Annotated in this window: 16 protein-coding genes; 8 read left to right on the forward strand and 8 right to left on the reverse strand. The window is 69.8% G+C overall.

All coding sequences use genetic code 11. From position 1 onward, the window contains the following. Positions 1-12 precede the first annotated feature (12 nt). Both NGR01S_RS09195 and NGR01S_RS09200 read right to left on the reverse strand, forming a co-directional pair. On the reverse strand, positions 13-1101 hold the full coding sequence (locus tag NGR01S_RS09195; protein ID WP_063035859.1) for a C40 family peptidase: 1089 nt from the start codon (positions 1099-1101) through the stop codon (positions 13-15). Positions 1102-1105: 4 nt separating this feature from the next. Further along, positions 1106-1420 carry a type VII secretion target gene (locus NGR01S_RS09200; protein WP_063035860.1) on the reverse strand — a complete coding sequence of 105 codons (315 nt, stop codon included), beginning with the start codon at positions 1418-1420 and terminating at the stop codon, positions 1106-1108. A 152-nt stretch (positions 1421-1572) separates the two neighbouring features. Between NGR01S_RS09200 and upp the strand changes: the two genes are divergently transcribed. Continuing rightward, positions 1573-2196: a uracil phosphoribosyltransferase gene (gene upp, locus NGR01S_RS09205; protein WP_063035763.1), complete on the forward strand. Its 624-nt coding sequence runs from the start codon at positions 1573-1575 to the stop codon at positions 2194-2196. 7 nt (positions 2197-2203) lie between these two features. Here the strand turns inward: upp and NGR01S_RS09210 are convergent, their stop codons facing one another. Then, entirely contained in the window at positions 2204-3703 is a 1500-nt protein-coding gene (locus NGR01S_RS09210) for a phospho-sugar mutase (RefSeq protein WP_063035764.1), read from the reverse strand. Next, a complete protein-coding gene (locus NGR01S_RS09215) occupies positions 3704-4483 on the reverse strand; it encodes a purine-nucleoside phosphorylase (RefSeq protein ID WP_063035765.1) in 780 nt (259 codons plus the stop codon). A 92-nt stretch (positions 4484-4575) separates the two neighbouring features. Between NGR01S_RS09215 and NGR01S_RS09220 the strand changes: the two genes are divergently transcribed. Then, positions 4576-5280, forward strand: a complete 705-nt coding sequence (locus NGR01S_RS09220; RefSeq protein WP_063035766.1) for an enoyl-CoA hydratase-related protein — start codon at positions 4576-4578, stop codon at positions 5278-5280. 247 nt (positions 5281-5527) lie between these two features. Continuing rightward, positions 5528-6715 (forward strand): M20 family metallopeptidase, encoded by a 1188-nt coding sequence (locus NGR01S_RS09225; protein ID WP_245664503.1) that lies wholly within the window; start codon positions 5528-5530, stop codon positions 6713-6715. A gap of 327 nt (positions 6716-7042) precedes the next feature. Here the strand turns inward: NGR01S_RS09225 and NGR01S_RS09230 are convergent, their stop codons facing one another. Further along, the gene (locus NGR01S_RS09230) at positions 7043-7522 is read right to left on the reverse strand and encodes a gamma-glutamylcyclotransferase family protein (protein ID WP_030522513.1); all 480 of its coding nucleotides are present in this window, start codon (positions 7520-7522) and stop codon (positions 7043-7045) included. A gap of 265 nt (positions 7523-7787) precedes the next feature. Between NGR01S_RS09230 and NGR01S_RS09235 the strand changes: the two genes are divergently transcribed. The 4 genes from NGR01S_RS09235 to NGR01S_RS09250 all read left to right on the forward strand — a co-directional run bounded on the left by NGR01S_RS09235 (position 7788) and on the right by NGR01S_RS09250 (position 13082). Further along, positions 7788-9191, forward strand: coding sequence for an NAD(P)H-quinone dehydrogenase (locus tag NGR01S_RS09235; protein ID WP_063035768.1), 1404 nt, complete (start codon positions 7788-7790; stop codon positions 9189-9191). A 455-nt stretch (positions 9192-9646) separates the two neighbouring features. Continuing rightward, positions 9647-10618 carry a hypothetical protein gene (locus NGR01S_RS09240; protein WP_063035769.1) on the forward strand — a complete coding sequence of 324 codons (972 nt, stop codon included), beginning with the start codon at positions 9647-9649 and terminating at the stop codon, positions 10616-10618. A 361-nt stretch (positions 10619-10979) separates the two neighbouring features. Continuing rightward, positions 10980-11792, forward strand: a complete 813-nt coding sequence (locus NGR01S_RS09245; RefSeq protein ID WP_157107179.1) for a DUF8176 domain-containing protein — start codon at positions 10980-10982, stop codon at positions 11790-11792. A gap of 84 nt (positions 11793-11876) precedes the next feature. Continuing rightward, the gene (locus tag NGR01S_RS09250; RefSeq protein WP_063035771.1) at positions 11877-13082 is read left to right on the forward strand and encodes an aminotransferase-like domain-containing protein; all 1206 of its coding nucleotides are present in this window, start codon (positions 11877-11879) and stop codon (positions 13080-13082) included. Here the strand turns inward: NGR01S_RS09250 and glpK are convergent. After that, entirely contained in the window at positions 13064-14560 is a 1497-nt protein-coding gene (gene glpK, locus NGR01S_RS09255; RefSeq protein WP_063035772.1) for a glycerol kinase GlpK, read from the reverse strand. The two genes, NGR01S_RS09250 and glpK, sit on opposite strands and share 19 nt — an antisense overlap. Before the next feature lie 211 nt (positions 14561-14771). On the opposite strand from glpK, the gene NGR01S_RS09260 reads away from it, so the two are divergent. Beyond that, the gene (locus NGR01S_RS09260) at positions 14772-16502 is read left to right on the forward strand and encodes a glycerol-3-phosphate dehydrogenase/oxidase (RefSeq protein ID WP_063035773.1); all 1731 of its coding nucleotides are present in this window, start codon (positions 14772-14774) and stop codon (positions 16500-16502) included. Between the two features lie 28 nt (positions 16503-16530). Here the strand turns inward: NGR01S_RS09260 and NGR01S_RS09265 are convergent, their stop codons facing one another. Continuing rightward, the gene (locus NGR01S_RS09265; protein ID WP_063035774.1) at positions 16531-16719 is read right to left on the reverse strand and encodes a hypothetical protein; all 189 of its coding nucleotides are present in this window, start codon (positions 16717-16719) and stop codon (positions 16531-16533) included. A 113-nt stretch (positions 16720-16832) separates the two neighbouring features. Then, positions 16833-17612 (reverse strand): DNA-formamidopyrimidine glycosylase family protein, encoded by a 780-nt coding sequence (locus NGR01S_RS09270; protein WP_063035775.1) that lies wholly within the window; start codon positions 17610-17612, stop codon positions 16833-16835. Between the last annotated feature and the right edge of the window lie 115 nt (positions 17613-17727).

Here is a 17727-nt window from a genome sequence, read left to right on the forward strand (position 1 = left end):
TGCTGCCGCGGTTCATTCCGTGGGCCGGTAGAACCCGAGGAATTCCATCCCGCTGTTCTCCGTCCGGACCGAGCTGATCTGCACCGGATCACCGGCCTCGATCAACTGGCCGTTGCCGACCACCATCGCCACATGGCCGTCCCATACCGCGAGATCGCCGGGCATGAGATCGCCCGGCGATACCGGGGTGGCGCCGTTGGCCTGCTCATGGGCCAGCCGGGGCAGTTCCACGCCGGCCTCGCCGTAGGCGTATTTGGTCATCCCACTGCAGTCCAGCCCGGCACCGGGAGTGTTGCCGCCCCAGACGTAGGGGGTGCCGAGCGTGCCCAGGGCCGATTTCACCGCGGTGGCCGCTTTCTCGTTCGGCGCCTCCACCACACTGCCGTCCGGCAGGGTGATCTTCACGCCCTCACCTGTGGCGGTACCGGTCGAGGTAGCGGTTTTCTGCGGGGTCCCGGAGGTGGTGGTGCCGCCCGGGCTCGACGACATGGCGGTGCTCATCATCGAACCGGCCATCCCGGCCGCGGAGCTCAGCCCCGACGTCGCCGTCGACACGGCCTGGGCGCTCACCGGCGCGGTACTCGCCGCCGACGGGGTGGGCGGTGGCGGGGTGAGCTCGTTCATCGAGGAGGTCTGGGTCTGCAGTTCGTTCTGCACCCGGCCCACCACGCCCAGCGCCTGGCCCAGATGGTCGATCGCGGAACCCACCAGCAACGACATACCCGCCGGGGTGCCCAGGGCGGGTGCGGCCGCGGCGGCGGTGTTCACGAACGACTGCGCGATGGCGGTGAGGTCCTTGTTGCCGGTCTCCACATGGGCCGCGGCCTGGCCCATCACGGTCGCCATCTCGTTGCCGCGGTCGGAGATGCTCGCGGCCGAGGTCTGCACGCGCAGCGCCTTCGCGGTCGCGGCATCCGCGCCGGTGCCGTCCCAGGCGGTATTCATCTGATTGATGCCGCCGCGGCCCAGCGCATGGACCTGGTCGATGGCCGTGGACGCGGTACGCAGCGCGTCGCCGGGGCCGCCGGTGGCCAGCACACCGGTGCCGAAGCCGGCGAGCAGGTCGAGAATCGGCCTGGCCAGTGTATTGATATCGATCACCGGGTCACTCCCCGGCAGCACCGCGCAGGGCGGCCGCAGTGCTGATGTCGGCCTCGGTGTAACTCACCGCGGCCACGCCGGCCGCCCCGCTCATCGTGCCCAGCACCGCGGACAACTGGCCGATCGTCGCCACATGGCCGGCGTGCGCGGCCGCGTACGCCGCGAGGAAATCGCCACCGATCAGACCGAAGATCGGCCCCAGCACCGTGGGCGCCGCGCCCGCGGCCCCGGTCCCCGCCGCCGCCAGTTCGGAGGCCATCACCCCGGCGGTGGTGCCGTAGGCCGCGATGCCCTCGGCATCGGCTGAGATGTTCACCATCAGAGGTTCCCCCATCGACTTCGTTAACGGGCAGAGTATGTCATCTACCGGTTTCGACGCGTCGGCTTCCCGCACGGTTCCGCGGAATTCGATTCCCGCGGAAAGTCACGGCGCGACGGCCGCCGCTATCAGGTCGACTTTATCGTTCCCTCATGCGCACGCACACGCTGGATCATCCGCTCGTGGCCATACTGCTCACCACGCTCCGCGACGAACGCACCCCAGATCCCGCCTTCCGGGCCGCCCTGCGGGACCTGTCCAGACTCCTGGTCTACGAGGCGCTGCGGGACGCGCCCGTGGCACATTTCGATATCACCACGCCGGTCGCGGCCACCCGCGGCGTACGACTGGCCCGGCCGCCGCTGCTGGTCCCGGTCCTGCGGGCCGGGCTCGGTATGGTCGACGCCGCCACCGATCTCATTCCGGACTCCCAGGTGGGTTTCGTCGGTGTCGCCCGGAACGAGGAGACCCACCGGCCGGTGCCGTATCTGGAATCGCTGCCCGACGACCTGTCCACCACACCGGTGATGGTGCTGGACCCGATGCTGGCCACCGGCGGCTCCATGCTGCACACGCTCGGGTTGCTCGCCGACCGGGGCGCGCTCGACATCACCGCCGTCTGTGTGGTGGCGGCGCCGGAAGGTATCGCGGCGCTGGCGGGCTCGGGATATCCGGTCCGGCTGGTGACCGGCGTGATCGACGACCGGCTCAACGACGACGCCTATATCGTGCCCGGACTCGGCGACGCCGGGGATCGTCAGTTCGGTCCGCGCTGAACCCGGCTCAGCCGGCCAGGGTGCGGCAGTAGTCGCGCAACTCCGAAAGCCGTTCCTGCGCAGCATCTCTGGCGGACCGCAAGCCGGCCGGGCCGGCAACCGGGTGCACCACCTCCAGATAGCATTTGAGCTTCGGTTCGGTGCCCGAGGGTCGGACGACCAACCGCACACCGTCACCGGTGAAGACCAGTGCGTCGGTGCGCATCCGGCCTCGCAGTGTGGCCATATCGGTGTAGTCGACCATGGTCCCGGCCAGTGTTCCCGGCGGTGCGGCCCGTAGTGCCGCCACGACCGTGGCGGCGGCCCGCTGATCGGGCAGGCGCAGCGAGACCTGATCGCCGGCGTGCACACCGAATTCGACGGCCAGATCGTCGAGCTCGTCGTTCAAGGTGCGGCCGCGGGTACCCAGCCGGGACACCAGGTCGGCGGCCAGCACGGCCGCGGAGACACCGTCCTTGTCGCGGACGGTGGCCGGGTCCACACAGTGCCCGATCGCCTCCTCGTACGCGTAGACCAGGCCGTCGCCCGCGCGGGCCAGCCATTTGAACCCGGTGAGGGTTTCGGCGTAGCGGGCGCCCCGCGCCGGCGCCAGCCGGGAGAGCAGACGCGACGAGACGATCGTGGTGGCGACCAGTGGGTCCGCGGTCGCCGTACGCAGCACATCGTCGGCCAGCAGCACGCCGGTCTCGTCCCCGCGCAGCATGCGCCAGCCGTCCGGCGTGGGGACACCCAGCGCGCAGCGGTCGGCGTCGGGATCCAGCGCCACGGCCAGATCGGCATCCACCCGCTCGGCCAGTCGCAGCAGCAGATCCGCCGCACCCGGCTCCTCCGGGTTCGGGAAGGCCACCGTAGGAAAATCGGGGTCGGGCGCGAACTGTTCGGTGACCGCGTGGATATCGGTGAAACCGGCGGCGGTGAGCGCGTGTACGGCGGTGGCGCCGCCGACACCGTGCATCGGCGTGAACGCGATCCGGATCGCGGAGCGTTCCCCGTCGCCGCCGATCAGCCGGGGTAGCTGCGCTACCCGCGCCAGGTAATGCGACAGGACGGCACCCCCCGACGCGGCGACGGGTTCGCGTCCGATCGGTTCGGTGACCGCCGTGATCCGCTGCTCGATCTCGGTATCGGCGGGCGGCGCCAGCTGGGTGCCGCCGTCGACGAAGACCTTGTAGCCGTTGTCGCCGGGCGGATTGTGTGACGCGGTGATCTGCACACCTGCCACCGCACCCGATTCACGTACGGCGAAGGCGGTGACCGGGGTCGGCAGCGGTTCGGGTAGCCGGGTCACCGCGAAACCGGCCGCGGCCAGTACCTCGGCGGTGACCGCCGCGAATTCCGCGGACCCGTGCCGGGCGTCCCGGCCGACGACCACCGTGCCGCCGCCGAGGCAGCGGTCCCGCAACCAGGCCGCGAGCCCGGCGCTCGCCCGCGCCACCGTGGTCTCGTTCATCCCGTCCGGGCCGGGAGCCAGCGGCCCGCGCAGACCCGCCGTGCCGAAGGTCAGCATCTACAGCTGCTCCAGCACACCGCGCAGCAATTTGCCCAGACGCGGTGCCGCCGCGCGACCCTCCGCGAGCACCTCGGCGTGGGCCAGCGGCGCACCCGTCACCCCGGCCGCCAGGTTCGTGACCAGGGAGATGCCGAGCAGTCGGACACCGAGGGCGCGCGCCGCGATGGCTTCCAGCACCGTCGACATCCCCACCAGATCGGCCCCGATCGTGGCCAGCATGCGGATCTCGGCGGGCGTCTCGTACTGCGGCCCGGTGAGTCCGGCGTACACGCCCTCGGTCAGGTCCGGATCGACGCGGCGCGCGAGATCACGCAGCCCCGGGTCCCAGGCGTCGACCAGATCGACGAAGGCGGGTCCGGTCAACGGCGTCGTACCGGTGAGGTTCAGGTGATCGCGTACCAGCACGGCCTCCCCGACCCGCATACCCGGGCGGATTCCGCCGGCGGCGTTGGTGAGGATCACCGTCTCCGCGCCCGCCGCTACCGCGGTCCGCACCGGATGCACGACCTCCTCGGCGGAATGACCCTCGTACAGGTGCTGGCGCCCCATGAGCACGAGGGCATGGGTAGCACCGACCGATACCGACACCACCCGCCCCACATGACCCTGCGCGGTGGGCGCGGCGAATCCGGGCAGCTCCGGCATCGGTATCTCGGCGTTGGGGGTCCCGAGTTCGGCGGCGGCGTCCTGCCAGCCCGAACCCAGCACCACCGCGACCCGGTGTCGATCCACGGACGACCGGACCGCGATCTCCTCGGCGGCCTCTTCGGCAAGCATGGCGGCCAGTGTATGGCCTCCCGCGCGGTCGGCCCGCCCGAACCGCCTGCGTCGGTGAGGTCTCCGGCGCCCATCGCCGATACGCTGCACAGATGCCGTACCTGGAACGTGATGGGAACGTTTTCGTGCTGTCGCTGGGCAACGAGGGCCAGACCGACAGCGAGAACCGCTTCAGCCACGAATGGATAGACGAGACGCACGCGCTGCTGGACACCGTGGTGGCCGTCGAGGGTCCCGCCGCGCTGGTGACAACCGCCACCGGCAAGTTCTTCAGCAACGGACTCGACACCGACTGGCTGTTCGCGAACCTCGACCGGATGCACGGCTACCTCGACCGCGTGCACAGCGTGTTCAGCCGGCTCCTCGCGTTTCCACTGCCCACCGTCGCGGCCGTCAACGGTCACGCCTTCGGTGCCGGTGCCATGCTCGCCACATCCCACGATTTCCGGGTGATGCGCGCCGATCGCGGTTTCTGGTGCCTACCCGAGGTACATCTGGGGATGCCGTTCACCGTCGGGATGAACGCCCTGCTCGGCAGCCGGTTGACCAATCAGGTGGCGGTCGCCGCGATGACCACCGGCCACCGGTTCGGCGCGGCGGAAGCCCGGGCGGCGGGTATCGTGGACGACGTCGCCGAGGCCGGGGCGCTACGCGCCGCCGCGGTGGAGCGGGCCGCCGGACTGGCCGCCAATCGGACGCCCAGCCTGCCCGTCATCAAACGCGCCCTACACGCCACGGCGCTGGCCGGCCTCGCGGTGCCGACCACTCCCGATAACCTGGCATTCGCCTCGAACTAGCCGCGAGCGAGCCGGCCGGGCGGCGACCGGGACGCTCATACCTCCGCCGGATGCGCGGGTACGGCCGGGATGCCGCCGCGCACGGATCGGGCAGCGGTGCGAAACTGGTGGATACGGCCGTTCCCCGGGGGATAGCGGAACCGCCGGTATGTACCGCGGTCCCGGCCGCGGACGATACGTGTACGGGCGATCCGCGCACGTGGAGAAGCGGTTCACAGCTGCTCGTTCTACGACAGGAGGACATTCGGTGAGCACAACCGGCCGTACGGTGCGAGACGGACAGGACGCGGTGACGGCGTGGCTGGCCGAGCACACGGTCGATCTCGTCCAGTGGCGCCGGCACATCCACGCCAACCCGGAATTATCCCGCACCGAGTTCGCGACCACCGAATTCGTCGGCACCTGGCTGACGAAGGCCGGACTCTCGTTCCGGGTGCTGCCGACCGGTACCGGTCTGATCTGCGATATCGGTCCCGAGGACGCGCCGCGGATCGCTTTGCGCGCCGATATGGACGCACTGGCGCTCCAGGAGTTCACCGGCCGGCCCTTCGCCTCGGCGGTGCCCGGCGTCTCGCATGCCTGCGGCCACGACGCGCACACCAGCATCCTGCTCGGGACCGCCCTGGCCCTGGCCGACCTCGATCTACCGGTCGGGGTCCGGCTGATCTTCCAGCACGCCGAGGAGGTCATGCCCGGCGGCGCCATCGATATGGTCGGGGCGGGCGCGATGACCGGCGTGGACCGGGTCTTCGCCCTGCACTGCGATCCGCGGCTGGAAGCCGGCAAGGTCGGTATCCGGGTCGGTGCCATCACCTCCGCCGCCGATACCGTCGAACTGGTGTTGGATTCGCCCGGCGGGCACACCTCCCGCCCGCACCTCACCAGCGACCTCGTGTACGCGATCGGCACTGTCATCACCGGTCTGCCCGGCCTGCTCACCCGCCGGATCGACCCCCGTACCAGCACGGTCATGGTGTGGGGCGCGGTCAGCGCCGGCAAGGCCCCGAACGCGATCCCGCAGACCGGCATGCTCACCGGCACCGTCCGCACCGGCGACCACGCCACCTGGTCACTGCTCGAACCGATGGTGCGCGAGATCGTCGAGGGCCTGCTCGCGCCGACCGGCGTGCGCTACCAGCTCGACTACCGGCGCGGTGTGCCCCCGGTGGTCAACGACGAACACTCGGTCCGCATGCTCAGTGACGCGGTCCGCGCCATCGGCCCCGACGCTCTCGCCGACACCCCGCAATCCGGCGGCGGCGAGGATTTCTCCTGGTACCTGGAGGAAGTCCCCGGCGCCATGGCCCGGCTCGGTGTCTGGCCCGGCGAAGGCCCCCAGCTCGACCTGCACCAGCCGACATTCGATCTCGACGAGCGGGCGCTGCCGGTGGGAGTGCGGACGTTCACCAATATCGTCCTGCAAGCGGGGCTGTAATCCGGCGCCGCCTGCGGCGTCGCGGGGTTGAGGCCCCCTTGACGGGCCTAAACCCTTTGAGGTGTCTCGCAAACTCGACGCATGTGGGTTGCGTCGGCATTCGATGTCCGGGTCGGATGCCGACTCGACTGCCCGAGCCGGCTGGCGTGTGATCGCCTTCGCGAACAAGGTCACCCTTTCGGTGCCGAGTCTTACGAGGCCCTGAAAGGGTCGAGGCCCGTCCCGCCGTTCAGGCCTCGAAGTGCACGCGGCGTAGCCGCGAGTCTCGAGGCCTGAACGGCGGGACCGAGGGGGCCTCGACCCCGCGGCGCCGGAGGCGCCGCCAATTCAACTGAAGTTGTTGCCCGGGCCCACGTTCCGGCTGTTGCGGGTGCGCAGGGCGTGTACATACTCCTCCGGGGCGCCCGCCTTCTCGGCGGCGTCGGCCATCACGCCGATATAACGCGCCGACGGGAGCCCGCCTTCGTAGGCGTCGAGAACGTACAGCCAGGCGAGGATCGGGTCGCTGCCGCTGCCGGGGCTGGGGGTCACGCGGAGCCGGATCTTGCGGTGGATTCCGAAATCGGAGCCCTCCCAACGGTCGAGCCGCTGCTCGTCCTCGGGGGAGACGTCGTAGAGCACGACGAAGACCCGGGAACCGGGTTCCTCCACCACGGTGGCGAGCGGACCTTCCCAGCCGATATCGTCCCCGCTGAAGGTGAGGCGCCAGCCCTCCAGCCAGCCCGTCCCGGACATGGGGGAGTGCGGACAGCGCTCGAGCATCTGGGTCGAGTCCATATTGGACCCGTAGGCAGCGTAGATCGGCACACCGGCAGCTTAGTTGTGTGTTCGCTCTCACCGGTACGGGGCGTCGTAAATCGCGTTCCGGGACGTGCTTCGGGCCGCCGGCGAGCCGGTGCGACCAGGCCGGGAGCGTGCGCGGGGCGCGCGCCGGGGCTGCCTCCGGCTGCGCCGCGGCCCGCACGGAATGCCGCTGGGGTGCGGTAGGCAGCACCTACTAGGCTGGTCTCGGCGAGTGAAGGCCGCGAAGCCGCCGCGCGCCGCGCGCGGGTGATTAGGACAAGGGGAATGTATGACCCGCATTGCGATCATCGGTGGCGGACCGGCAGGCTACGAAGCGGCGCTGGTCGCGGCCCAGCACGGGGCGCAGGTTGTGCTGATCGATTCCGACGGTATCGGCGGGGCGTGTGTGCTCTGGGATTGCGTACCGTCCAAGACCTTCATCGCCTCCACCGGTGTTCGGACCGATCTGCGGCGCTCCCGGGACCTGGGGATCACGCTCGACCCGAGCCAGGCCGAGGTGCGATTGCCGGAGGTCAACGAGCGGGTGAAGGCACTGGCGCTGGCGCAGTCCTCGGATATCCGGTCCAAGCTGCAGGCGGCGGGCGTGCGGGTGCTGCCGGGGCGGGGGCGGCTGGCGGGTCCGGGATCGGGCCGGGCGACGCATCGGGTCGTCGTATCGTTCCCGGACGCGACCGAAGAGACCGTCGAGGCGGAAGTGGTGCTGATCGCCACCGGCGCCTCCCCTCGGGTGCTGCCCGGGGCCGAGCCGGACGGGGAGCGGATCCTGAACTGGCGGCAGCTCTACGATCTGGCGGAACTGCCGGAGACGCTGGTGGTGGTCGGTTCCGGTGTGACGGGCGCCGAATTCGTCTCCGCGTACACGGAAATGGGCGTGCGGGTGATCCTGGTGTCCAGCCGGGACCGGGTGTTGCCCGGGGAGGATGCCGATGCCGCGCTGGTGCTCGAGGACGCCTTCGCCGAACGCGGCGTGGAACTGGTGAAGCACGCGCGGGCCGACAAGGTGGAGCGCACGGGTGATTCGGTACTGGTCACCCTGGCCGATGGCCGTACGGTGTCGGGAACGCATGCGCTGATGACCGTCGGGTCCACGCCGAACACCGGGGGGCTGGGCCTGGAACAGGTCGGTATCGAACTGGACCGGGGCGGATACCTGCGGGTGGACCGGGTCTCGCGGACCGGGGTGCCCGGTATCTACGCCGCGGGTGACTGCACCGGTCTGTTGCCACTGGCCTCGGTGGCCGCCATGCAGGGCCGGATCGCCATGTACCACGCGCTGGGCGAAGGAGTCAGCCCGATCCGGCTGAAAACTGTGGCCTCGGCGGTGTTCACCCGCCCCGAGATCGCGACCGTGGGGGTGAGCCAGACCGCTATCGACAACGGGGAGACCCCGGCGCGCACGGTGATGCTGCCGCTGAACACCAATCCGCGGGCGAAGATGTCGGGTCTGCGCCGCGGTTTCGTCAAGATCTTCTGCCGTCCGGCTACCGGTGTGGTCATCGGCGGTGTGGTGGTCGCCCCGATCGCCTCGGAGCTGATCCTGCCGATCGCGCTGGCGGTCCAGAACAACCTGACGGTCAATGATCTGGCACAGACCTTTTCGGTGTACCCGTCGCTCACCGGCTCGGTCATGGAGGCCGCCCGCCAGCTCATGCGCCACGACGACCTGGGCTGATTCGCCGGCCGCGTCTCGCGCCCGGCGGATTATGAATGCCGACCCGTTCCGGGAATACGACCGTGCACGAATTCCGGTACCGAAATGGGCCCGAGTTCCTGGTCACGTCACTGCTTTTCCACCCGCGTTTCACCCGTGAGTGTTCCTGCCCGTGGTGAGTTTTCGTCATATTGCCGGAATTGCTCGAGTGTGGTTCACTTCCGAGGCAGAGATGCGATCGACGGGCGGTCGTGGAGTTTGGTGCCGGGGGGTTCGTCCTTTCGGACTCGGACAGCGAACGGCCCACTTCGGGTGAACCGCTGGAGTTCGCGTCTCGAATGAGACGGAACTGGACGCGGACCGCAGGTGGCGCCGCATCCGGGAAAGGGATTGGGCGAATAGTGAAACATCGTAAGCCGAACCGGGCGGGCCGGGCGGTGGCGAGCACTTCGCTGCCTCTTGCGACTGCCGCGGCCATGGCCATTTTCGCGTCGCCGGCGGGGGCCGTTCCGAGCGACCAGCCGGCTACGCCGACCACACCGGCGCCCGCGCCTTCGCAGCCGGGCACCAATAATCAGCAGCAGCCCGGCACCGATGGCCAGCAGAACGCGCCGGAGACCACGCCGAGCCAGCCCGGTGTGCAGAACAATGAGCAAAAGCCGGAGAGCAGCCCGACTCCGAGCCCGAGCCAGCCCGGTGTCACCACCCCGGAGCAGGGCCGGGAAGATCAGGGTCTCACCGGCCCGACCCAGCCCGGTGTCACCACACCGCGTGTGGCGCCGCTGCCCGTCCCGGGGCAGCCCGCCCCGGCACAGCCGGCCATCTCACCGAATACGCCGCAGGGACAGCAGCCGCCCGCACAGCCGGGTGACGCGCCGGCGGTGGCGCCGGAGGCCGAGGGGGAGAACGCGCAGCCCAGTGCTCCGCAGACCGATACGCTGGTCGAGCCGCAGGCTCCGCAGTGGCAGGCGCCGAGTCTGGACGAGGCACCGGTCGCGCCGGTCGTCGAGATGCAGGGTCCGCATATGGAGATCGGTGCCGCCCTCGACGGTGGTTCCCTGGCTCCCGGGCATTTCGCCAACACCCACCACTTCTCCAACCAGTCCGGATATGTCGGTACCGCCGGCTTCCGTACCCCGACGGGTACGGGCGAGGCCGGTATCTCGGTGGAATTCGTCGACGAGAACACCATCAACGTTTCGACGTTCACCGGTGGGAACGGATTGCCGGACAACCGGGTCGACCACGTGATCGACACCACCCCGGTGAATACGGCGAAGGCCGCCGTGGAGCACTGGATCGCGCAGCAGCCGGGTGGCGCCGCCGCGCTGGACGCCGCGGCCAAGATTCCTCCGCCGCCGCCGCTGTTGCCGCCGGGCAACTACCCGGAGCAGGCGCTGAACCTCGGTGGCGTCAACACCCAGTGGGGTGGTTCACTCCAGTACTGACGCGAGTGAAATCTTGCCGGGTGGGGCGGCCGTGCACGGCCGCCCCACCCGCGTGTCTCGGAAGGGATGGGCTGTGACCGGCGAGGGCGAAGGTAGAGAGCGCGAACCCGAACGGGCGGATTTCGGACCCCCTACCGGCGATTTCGGTCCGCCGGTATCGGAGTTCGGGCCGCCGACGGGCGAGCTATCGATGCCGGGCTGGCAGCCGAATACGCGTCCGGAGGATTCCGGCCTGGCCTGGCGTCCGGCCCCCGGCGTCGGCCCGGCCGAGTCGTCGGCTGTTCCTCCTCCGCCGCCTCAGTATCGCGCGCCGGACAGTTCCACCCCGGTCCAGCGACCGTCTTCGCCCGAGTCCCGGCCGGTGCCGCGGCCCGCGCCCGACGCGGACTCCACCACGATCCGCCACCAGATTCCACCGGACCCGGCCCCGCGCGCCTCGTCGACGGGCGAACGCGCCCCGGAATCCGACCAGGGCGCTGTTCGCCACACCGGTCCGGACCTGCGCTGGCCGGTGCCGGGTCAGCCGAACCAGTCCGGCGGGCCGGAGCCGGCCGCGGGTTCGGCCAGGCCTCGGGCGGGTGGTCTGTCCTGGGACAGCGACCCGATCGCGCAGAAGCTCACGCCGCAGTCGGTGGCCGGGGCGCTGGCCGCGAAACCGCGGCGCGGGATTCCGGCAGGCCGGACCGTGACGGTGGTCGCGGTGCTGGTGGCGTTGATCGCGGTGGGGGTGACGATCGTCATGGTGAGCGGCGGTGAGGACGCGCCGGCGGGGCCGCCGGTCGCCGATTCCGGGTCTGCGCTGAGCTGCCCGGCGAGTGCGGAGGACGGGGTGATCGTCGGCGACGGGGTCGGGGATACGACCAGCGGCGCGGGCGCCATTCTCGGTTTTCAGCACCAGTTCTATGTGGAGCGCAGCGGGGTGGGGGCCCGTCGGTTCGTCGCGGCGGATTCGCCTGCCATTTCCACTGCGGAGACGATCCAGGCGGCGATCGATACGCACATACCGGCGGGTACCGAGCATTGTGTGCGGATCACCGAGCGGGCGCCGGCCTCCTTCGATGTCGACCTGACCGAACTGCAACCGGACGGTACGAGGACGGTGTACAAGCAGACGGTGACTACGGTGGATCGGGACGGGAAAACTGTGCTCTGGGTGATCGCGGATCGGCGCTGATCCCAGTATGTGAAATCACAATGTCATATGGTGGTAAGTCATGGGATGATCGGGTTTATCGGCAGGTAATTCCCGGAGGCCCCCATGTCGCATTACGAACCGCCGTTGGCCGGCAAGCTGGCCGGCCTCACCAGCTCCGCCATTCGTGACCTGCTCAAACTCACCGCCGACCCGAATATCCTCAGCCTGGCCGGCGGTTTGCCCGATGCCGAACTCATGCCCGGTACCCGCATCGCCGCCGCCGCCGAATCGGCGTTGCGGGACAGCGCCGCGCTGCAGTACACGGAGTCTCCGGGATGGGGTCCGTTGCGCGAAGTCCTCGCCGGCCGGGAAACGGACCGGCTCGGTCGCCGGGTGGATATCGCCGAGATCTTCGTGACCCATGGTTCACAGCAGGCGCTGTCGCTGCTCGCGGAGGTGTTGCTCGACCCGGGTGCACTGGTGGTGGTCGAGGATCCGGCCTACGTCGGCGCGCTACAGGTGTTCCGGGCGGCCGGTGCGCGGATCGTGGCCGTGCCACTGGACAGCGAGGGTCTGCGGGTGGACCGGCTCAGGGAGTTGCTCGCCGCGGGGGAGCGTCCCGCGCTGGTGCACACCGTGAGCAATTTCCACAATCCCGGTGGCGTGACCATGAGCCCCCGCCGCAGGCAGGCGCTTGCCGCGCTGGCCGAGGAACACGGTTTCTGGGTGGTCGAGGACGATCCGTATGGCGAACTGTGGTTCGACCGGCCCGCGCCCGCGCCGGTGGCCTCCTATTCGCCGTCGGTCATCCGGCTCTCCTCGGCATCGAAGATCATCGCGCCCACACTGCGGGTGGGCTGGATGGTGGCTCCGCCGCGAGTGTGCCGGGCGGTCGAACTGTTGAAACAGGGGGCCGATCTCTGCGGTTCGGCGCTCACCCAGCAGATCGCCGCCGAACTGCTCGCCGACAACGCCTGGTTCACCGGCCATATCGACACGGTCCGCGGGGTGTACGCCACCCGCGCCACCGCCCTGGTCGACGCGGCCCGCGACCACTTCGGTGACCGCCTGCGCTGTACGGAGGCGTCCGGGGGAATGTTCGTCTGGGCGGAGTTCACCGACGGCACCGACACCGGTGAACTGTTGCCCCGGGCACTCGAGACGGGGGTCGCCTTCGTCCCGGGCGGGGCGTTCGCGGTGAGCAACCCGTACTCGAACGCCATGCGGATGTGCTTCACCACCGCCGCGCCGGAGGCGCTCACCGAGGCGATGTCACGGTTGGCCCGGGCCGCCGGCGACCGGGCACCGGTTCATTCCGCCCAGTTGTAGGTGCGTTCGACCGCCTTGTTCCAGTCGGCGAGGCGGGAGTCGCGGTCGGCGGCGGACATACTCGGATTCCAGGTCTTGTCGGCGGTCCAGTTGGCCCGGATATCCTCGGTACCCGACCAGTACTCGACCGCCAGCCCGGCCGCGTAGGCGGCCCCGAGCGCCGTGGTCTCGTTGACCAGTGGCCGGACGACCGGTAGGTCGAGGATATCGGCCTGGAACTGCATCAGCAGATCGTTGGCGACCATACCGCCGTCCACCTTGAGGGCCGTCGCCTCGAGATCCAGCGAACGGGATTCGGCGTCCGCGCGCATGGCATCCATCACCTCTCGGGTCTGGAAGGCGGTCGATTCCAGGATCGCGCGGGCCAGGTGGGCCTTGGTGACGAAGCGGGTGAGTCCGGCGATCACGCCCCGGGCGTCGGGCCGCCAGCGCGGGGCGAACAGCCCGGAGAAGGCCGGGACGATATAGGCCCCGCCGTTGTCGTCCACGGTGCGCGCCAGATCCTCGATCTCCGGCGCCGCGGAAATGATGCCGAGGTTGTCGCGGAACCACTGCACCAGGGCGCCGGTGACGGCGATCGACCCCTCCAGCGCGTACACCGGTGGCTGGTCGCCGAGCCGATAACACACCGTGGTCAGCAGCCCGTGCTCACTGACGACAGGGGTGGTGCCGGTGTTGAGCAGCATGAAGTTGCCGGTGCCGTAGGTGTTCTTGGCCTCGCCCGGAGCCAGGCAGGCCTGTCCGAACATCGCGGCCTGCTGGTCGCCGAGGATGCCCGCGACCGGCACTCCCGCCAGCGGACCCGCGCCGATCTCCGCGTAGACCTCCGAGGAGCTCCGGATCTCCGGCAGCATCGACGTCGGCACCCCGATCTCCGCGCAGATCTGTTCGTCCCAGGTCAGCGTGCGCAGATCCATGAGCAGGGTGCGCGAGGCATTGGTGGCATCGGTGATGTGCCGGCCGGTCAGCTTCCACAGCAGCCAGCTGTCCACGGTGCCGAAGCACAGTTCCCCCGCCTCCGCCCGCTCCCGCGCGCCCGGCACGTTGTCCAGGATCCAGCGCACCTTGGGCCCGGAGAAATAGGTCGACAACGGCAGCCCGGTACGTTCGGCGTAGCGCGCCGCGCCCGAAGAACCGGCGAGTTCGGTACACAACCGATCGGTACGCGTGTCCTGCCAGACGATCGCATTGTGCACCGGCTGCCCGGTGTCGCGCTCCCAGACGACGGTGGTCTCGCGCTGGTTGGTGACGCCCACCGCCGCGATATCGCCCGCGGTGATCCCGGCCTTGTCCAGGACCGCGCCGAGTACGAATTCGGTATTGCGCCAAAGGGTTTCCGGATCGTGCTCGACCCAGCCCGGCTTCGGGAAGATCTGGTCGTGCTCGCGCTGGGCGACCCCCGCGAGCTTTCCCTGCCGGTCGAACAGTATGCATCTGCTCGAGGTCGTGCCCTGGTCGATGGCGGCCACATAGCGCATGGCAGGAGGCTAGCGCAATCGGGCCGATCGGTGACGGGTGTCTCCCTGCCGACGTTTGCCAGGGGTTCCCCCGTAGGCTTGGAGACCGAACGCGCAAACCCACAGCCGACCCCGATCGCGTATCCGAGGAGTCGATACCGATGATGCGATACCTACGCCAACGCTTCGGTCGCCGCGGACCGCATGCCCCCGCGCCGGAGGGGGGACGGTGATGTTACAGCCGGGATCGCAGTTTCTCGGACCCGAGCAGCGTCGTTCCGCATGGGAACGCTTGAACAAGGATCACTTCGACGTGATCGTGGTGGGCGGCGGTGTGGTGGGGGCCGGGATCGCACTCGACGCCGCCACCCGCGGCCTGACGGTGGCGCTGGTGGAGGCGCGTGATCTGGCCTCGGGGACCTCCAGCCGATCCTCCAAGATGTTCCACGGTGGCCTGCGGTATCTGGAACAGCTCGAATTCGGCTTGGTTCGTGAGGCGTTGAAGGAACGCGAACTGTCCATGTCGCGTCTGGCGCCGCACCTGGTGAAACCCCTGCGGTTCCTCTATCCACTCACCCGGCGGGCGTGGGAGCGGCCCTATGTCGCGGCGGGGCTGTTCCTCTACGACACCATGGGCGGGGCGAGATCCGTTCCGGGACAGCGGCATCTGTCGCGGCACGGCGCGCTGCGCCTGGCGCCGGGGATGCGGCGCAACTCGATGATCGGCGGGATCAGCTACTACGACACGGTGGTGGACGATGCCCGGCACACCATGACCGTCGCCCGTACCGCCGCCCACTACGGCGCGGTGCTCCGGACCTCCACCCAGGTCGTGGGGTTCCTGCGCGAAGCCGACCGGGTGGTCGGCGTGCAGGTACGCGACAGCGAGGACGGAACCACCGGCGAGGTGCGTGGTCACGTGGTGATCAACGCGGCCGGTGTGTGGACCGACGAGGTGCAGGCGCTGTCGCTGCAGCGCGGCCGGTTCCATGTCCGGGCCTCCAAGGGCGTGCACATCGTGGTCCCGCGCGATCGTATCGTCAGCGACGCCGCGATCATCCTACGCACCGCCACCTCGGTGCTGTTCGTGATCCCGTGGGGCGCGCACTGGATCGTCGGCACCACCGACACCGAGTGGAATCTGGACCTGGCCCATCCGGCCGCCACCAAGGCCGATATCGACTATCTGCTGGAACGGGTGAACGAGGTGCTGGTCACCCCGCTCACCCACGCGGATATCGACGGGGTGTACGCGGGCCTGCGGCCGCTGCTGGCGGGGGAGAGCGACGAGACCTCGAAACTGTCGCGGGAGCATGCCGTCGCGCGTATCGCGCCGGGACTCGTCGCCATCGCGGGCGGCAAGTACACGACCTACCGGGTGATGGCCTACGACGCGGTGGACGAGGCCGCCCAGGACATCCCCGCCCGGGTCTCGCCCTCGATCACCGAGAAGGTGCCGCTGCTCGGCGCCGACGGCTATTTCGCGCTGGTCAACCAGACCGTGCAGCTGGCCGAGGACTACGGGATACACCCGTACCGGGTGAAACATCTATTGGACCGCTACGGTTCGCTGGTCGACGAGGTCATGGCGCTGGCCGCCGACCGGCCCGACCTGAAACAACCGATCGCCGCGGCGCCCTCCTATCTGCGGGTGGAAGCGGTGTACGCCGTGGCCGCGGAGGGTGCGCTGCACCTCGACGATGTGCTCGCCCGGCGCACCCGGATCTCCATCGAGTACCCGCATCGCGGCGCCGAGTGCGCCGAAGAGGTCGCCGGGCTCATCGCCCCGGTGCTCGGCTGGAGCGACGCGGAGGCCGATCGCGAGGTCCGGACCTATCTGGCCCGGGTGGACGCCGAGGTGCGCTCGCAGACCCAGCCCGACGACGCCTCCGCCGATGCGTTGCGGATCGCCGCGCCCGAACCCCGGCCGGAAATCCTGGAGCCCGTGCCCACCGAGGGCTGAGCCGTACCGGGCTGCGGGAACCTGCCGCTCAGTGGGCGGCCGGGTGGTGGCCCGGCGTCGTGGTGGTCGCCGGTCCGAGCGGTACCGGGGCCGGTGCCTGCGGGGTCGCGGCGGGATGCAGCAGGAAGTAGCAGAACGCCGCGGTCGCCACGATGGCCAGCACCGCGGAGAGCAGTTTGCCGGTGAGGGCGGCCAGTCGGACGGTTCGGGTGTTCATTGGACCTGCTTCCGGTGCGGTACCCGTGTGTCGTCGGAAAGCGGCCGATCATTACTGCGCTCATGGTGGCCGTCACAGCGGAGGCAACGGCCGGTCTGCGACAGCGTACGTGCTCAGACGGGCGGAACCTGGCATTTGGGGCAGTAGTAGATACCGCGTTCCCGATAGCTCACCCTGTCGTTGCGCGGCATCTTCTCGCCCAGCATGTCGACCCGCAACGAGGTCCCGCACCGCCGGCAGGGCCGGTGGGCCAGGCCGTAGACCAGCGGACGCCAGGGCGGTCCGTGCGCGGCCCGATACATCACTCGCTGCGCTTCGTTCACCAGCGCCGGCAGGTCTTCCACCTCACCCACCGGACGTGCCGGATGGACCCGGCGCAGAAAACAGATCTCGCTGCGGTAGATATTGCCGATCCCGGCCAGATTGCGCTGATCGAGCAGGGCGACCCCGATCGGGACCTCCGGGGCGCGGGCGATCCGGTCCAACGCCTCGGCGGGATCCCAATCGAGCCCGAGCAGGTCCGGTCCCAGATGATCGATGGCGGTGTGCTCGTCCCGGCGGCGCAGCACCTCCACCAGGCCGAGATCGAATCCGACGGCCTCCGCCTCCGCGGTGCCGAGCACGACCCGGGCGGCGACCCGCGGTTTGGTCCAGCGCTGCCCGCAGTGGAAGACCCGCCAGCTGCCCTCCATCTTCAGATGGGTGTGCACACTGACGGTGCCGGTGCGGATGAACAGGTGCTTCCCGTAACTGCCCACGCTCTCCACGACCTGACCACGCAGGTCTACGGTCGCGTAGCGGGGCACGCGGAAATCGCTGCGGGTCAGCGCCGCGCCCTCGAGTGCGGCGCGCAGCCGCCGCGCGGCGCGGAAAACGGCGTCACCCTCGGGCATGTGTGCCAGTATCCATCGCCGTCACCTCCGGCGCCGCGGGGCCGGGGCGGTCTTCATGGACCCACCCCGGGCAGCCTCATTCTGAGTGTTCGACGGTCGCCGGTCTGTGGACGGT

Source organism: Nocardia grenadensis NBRC 108939, from assembly GCF_001613445.1.
Classification (GTDB): domain Bacteria; phylum Actinomycetota; class Actinomycetes; order Mycobacteriales; family Mycobacteriaceae; genus Nocardia; species Nocardia grenadensis.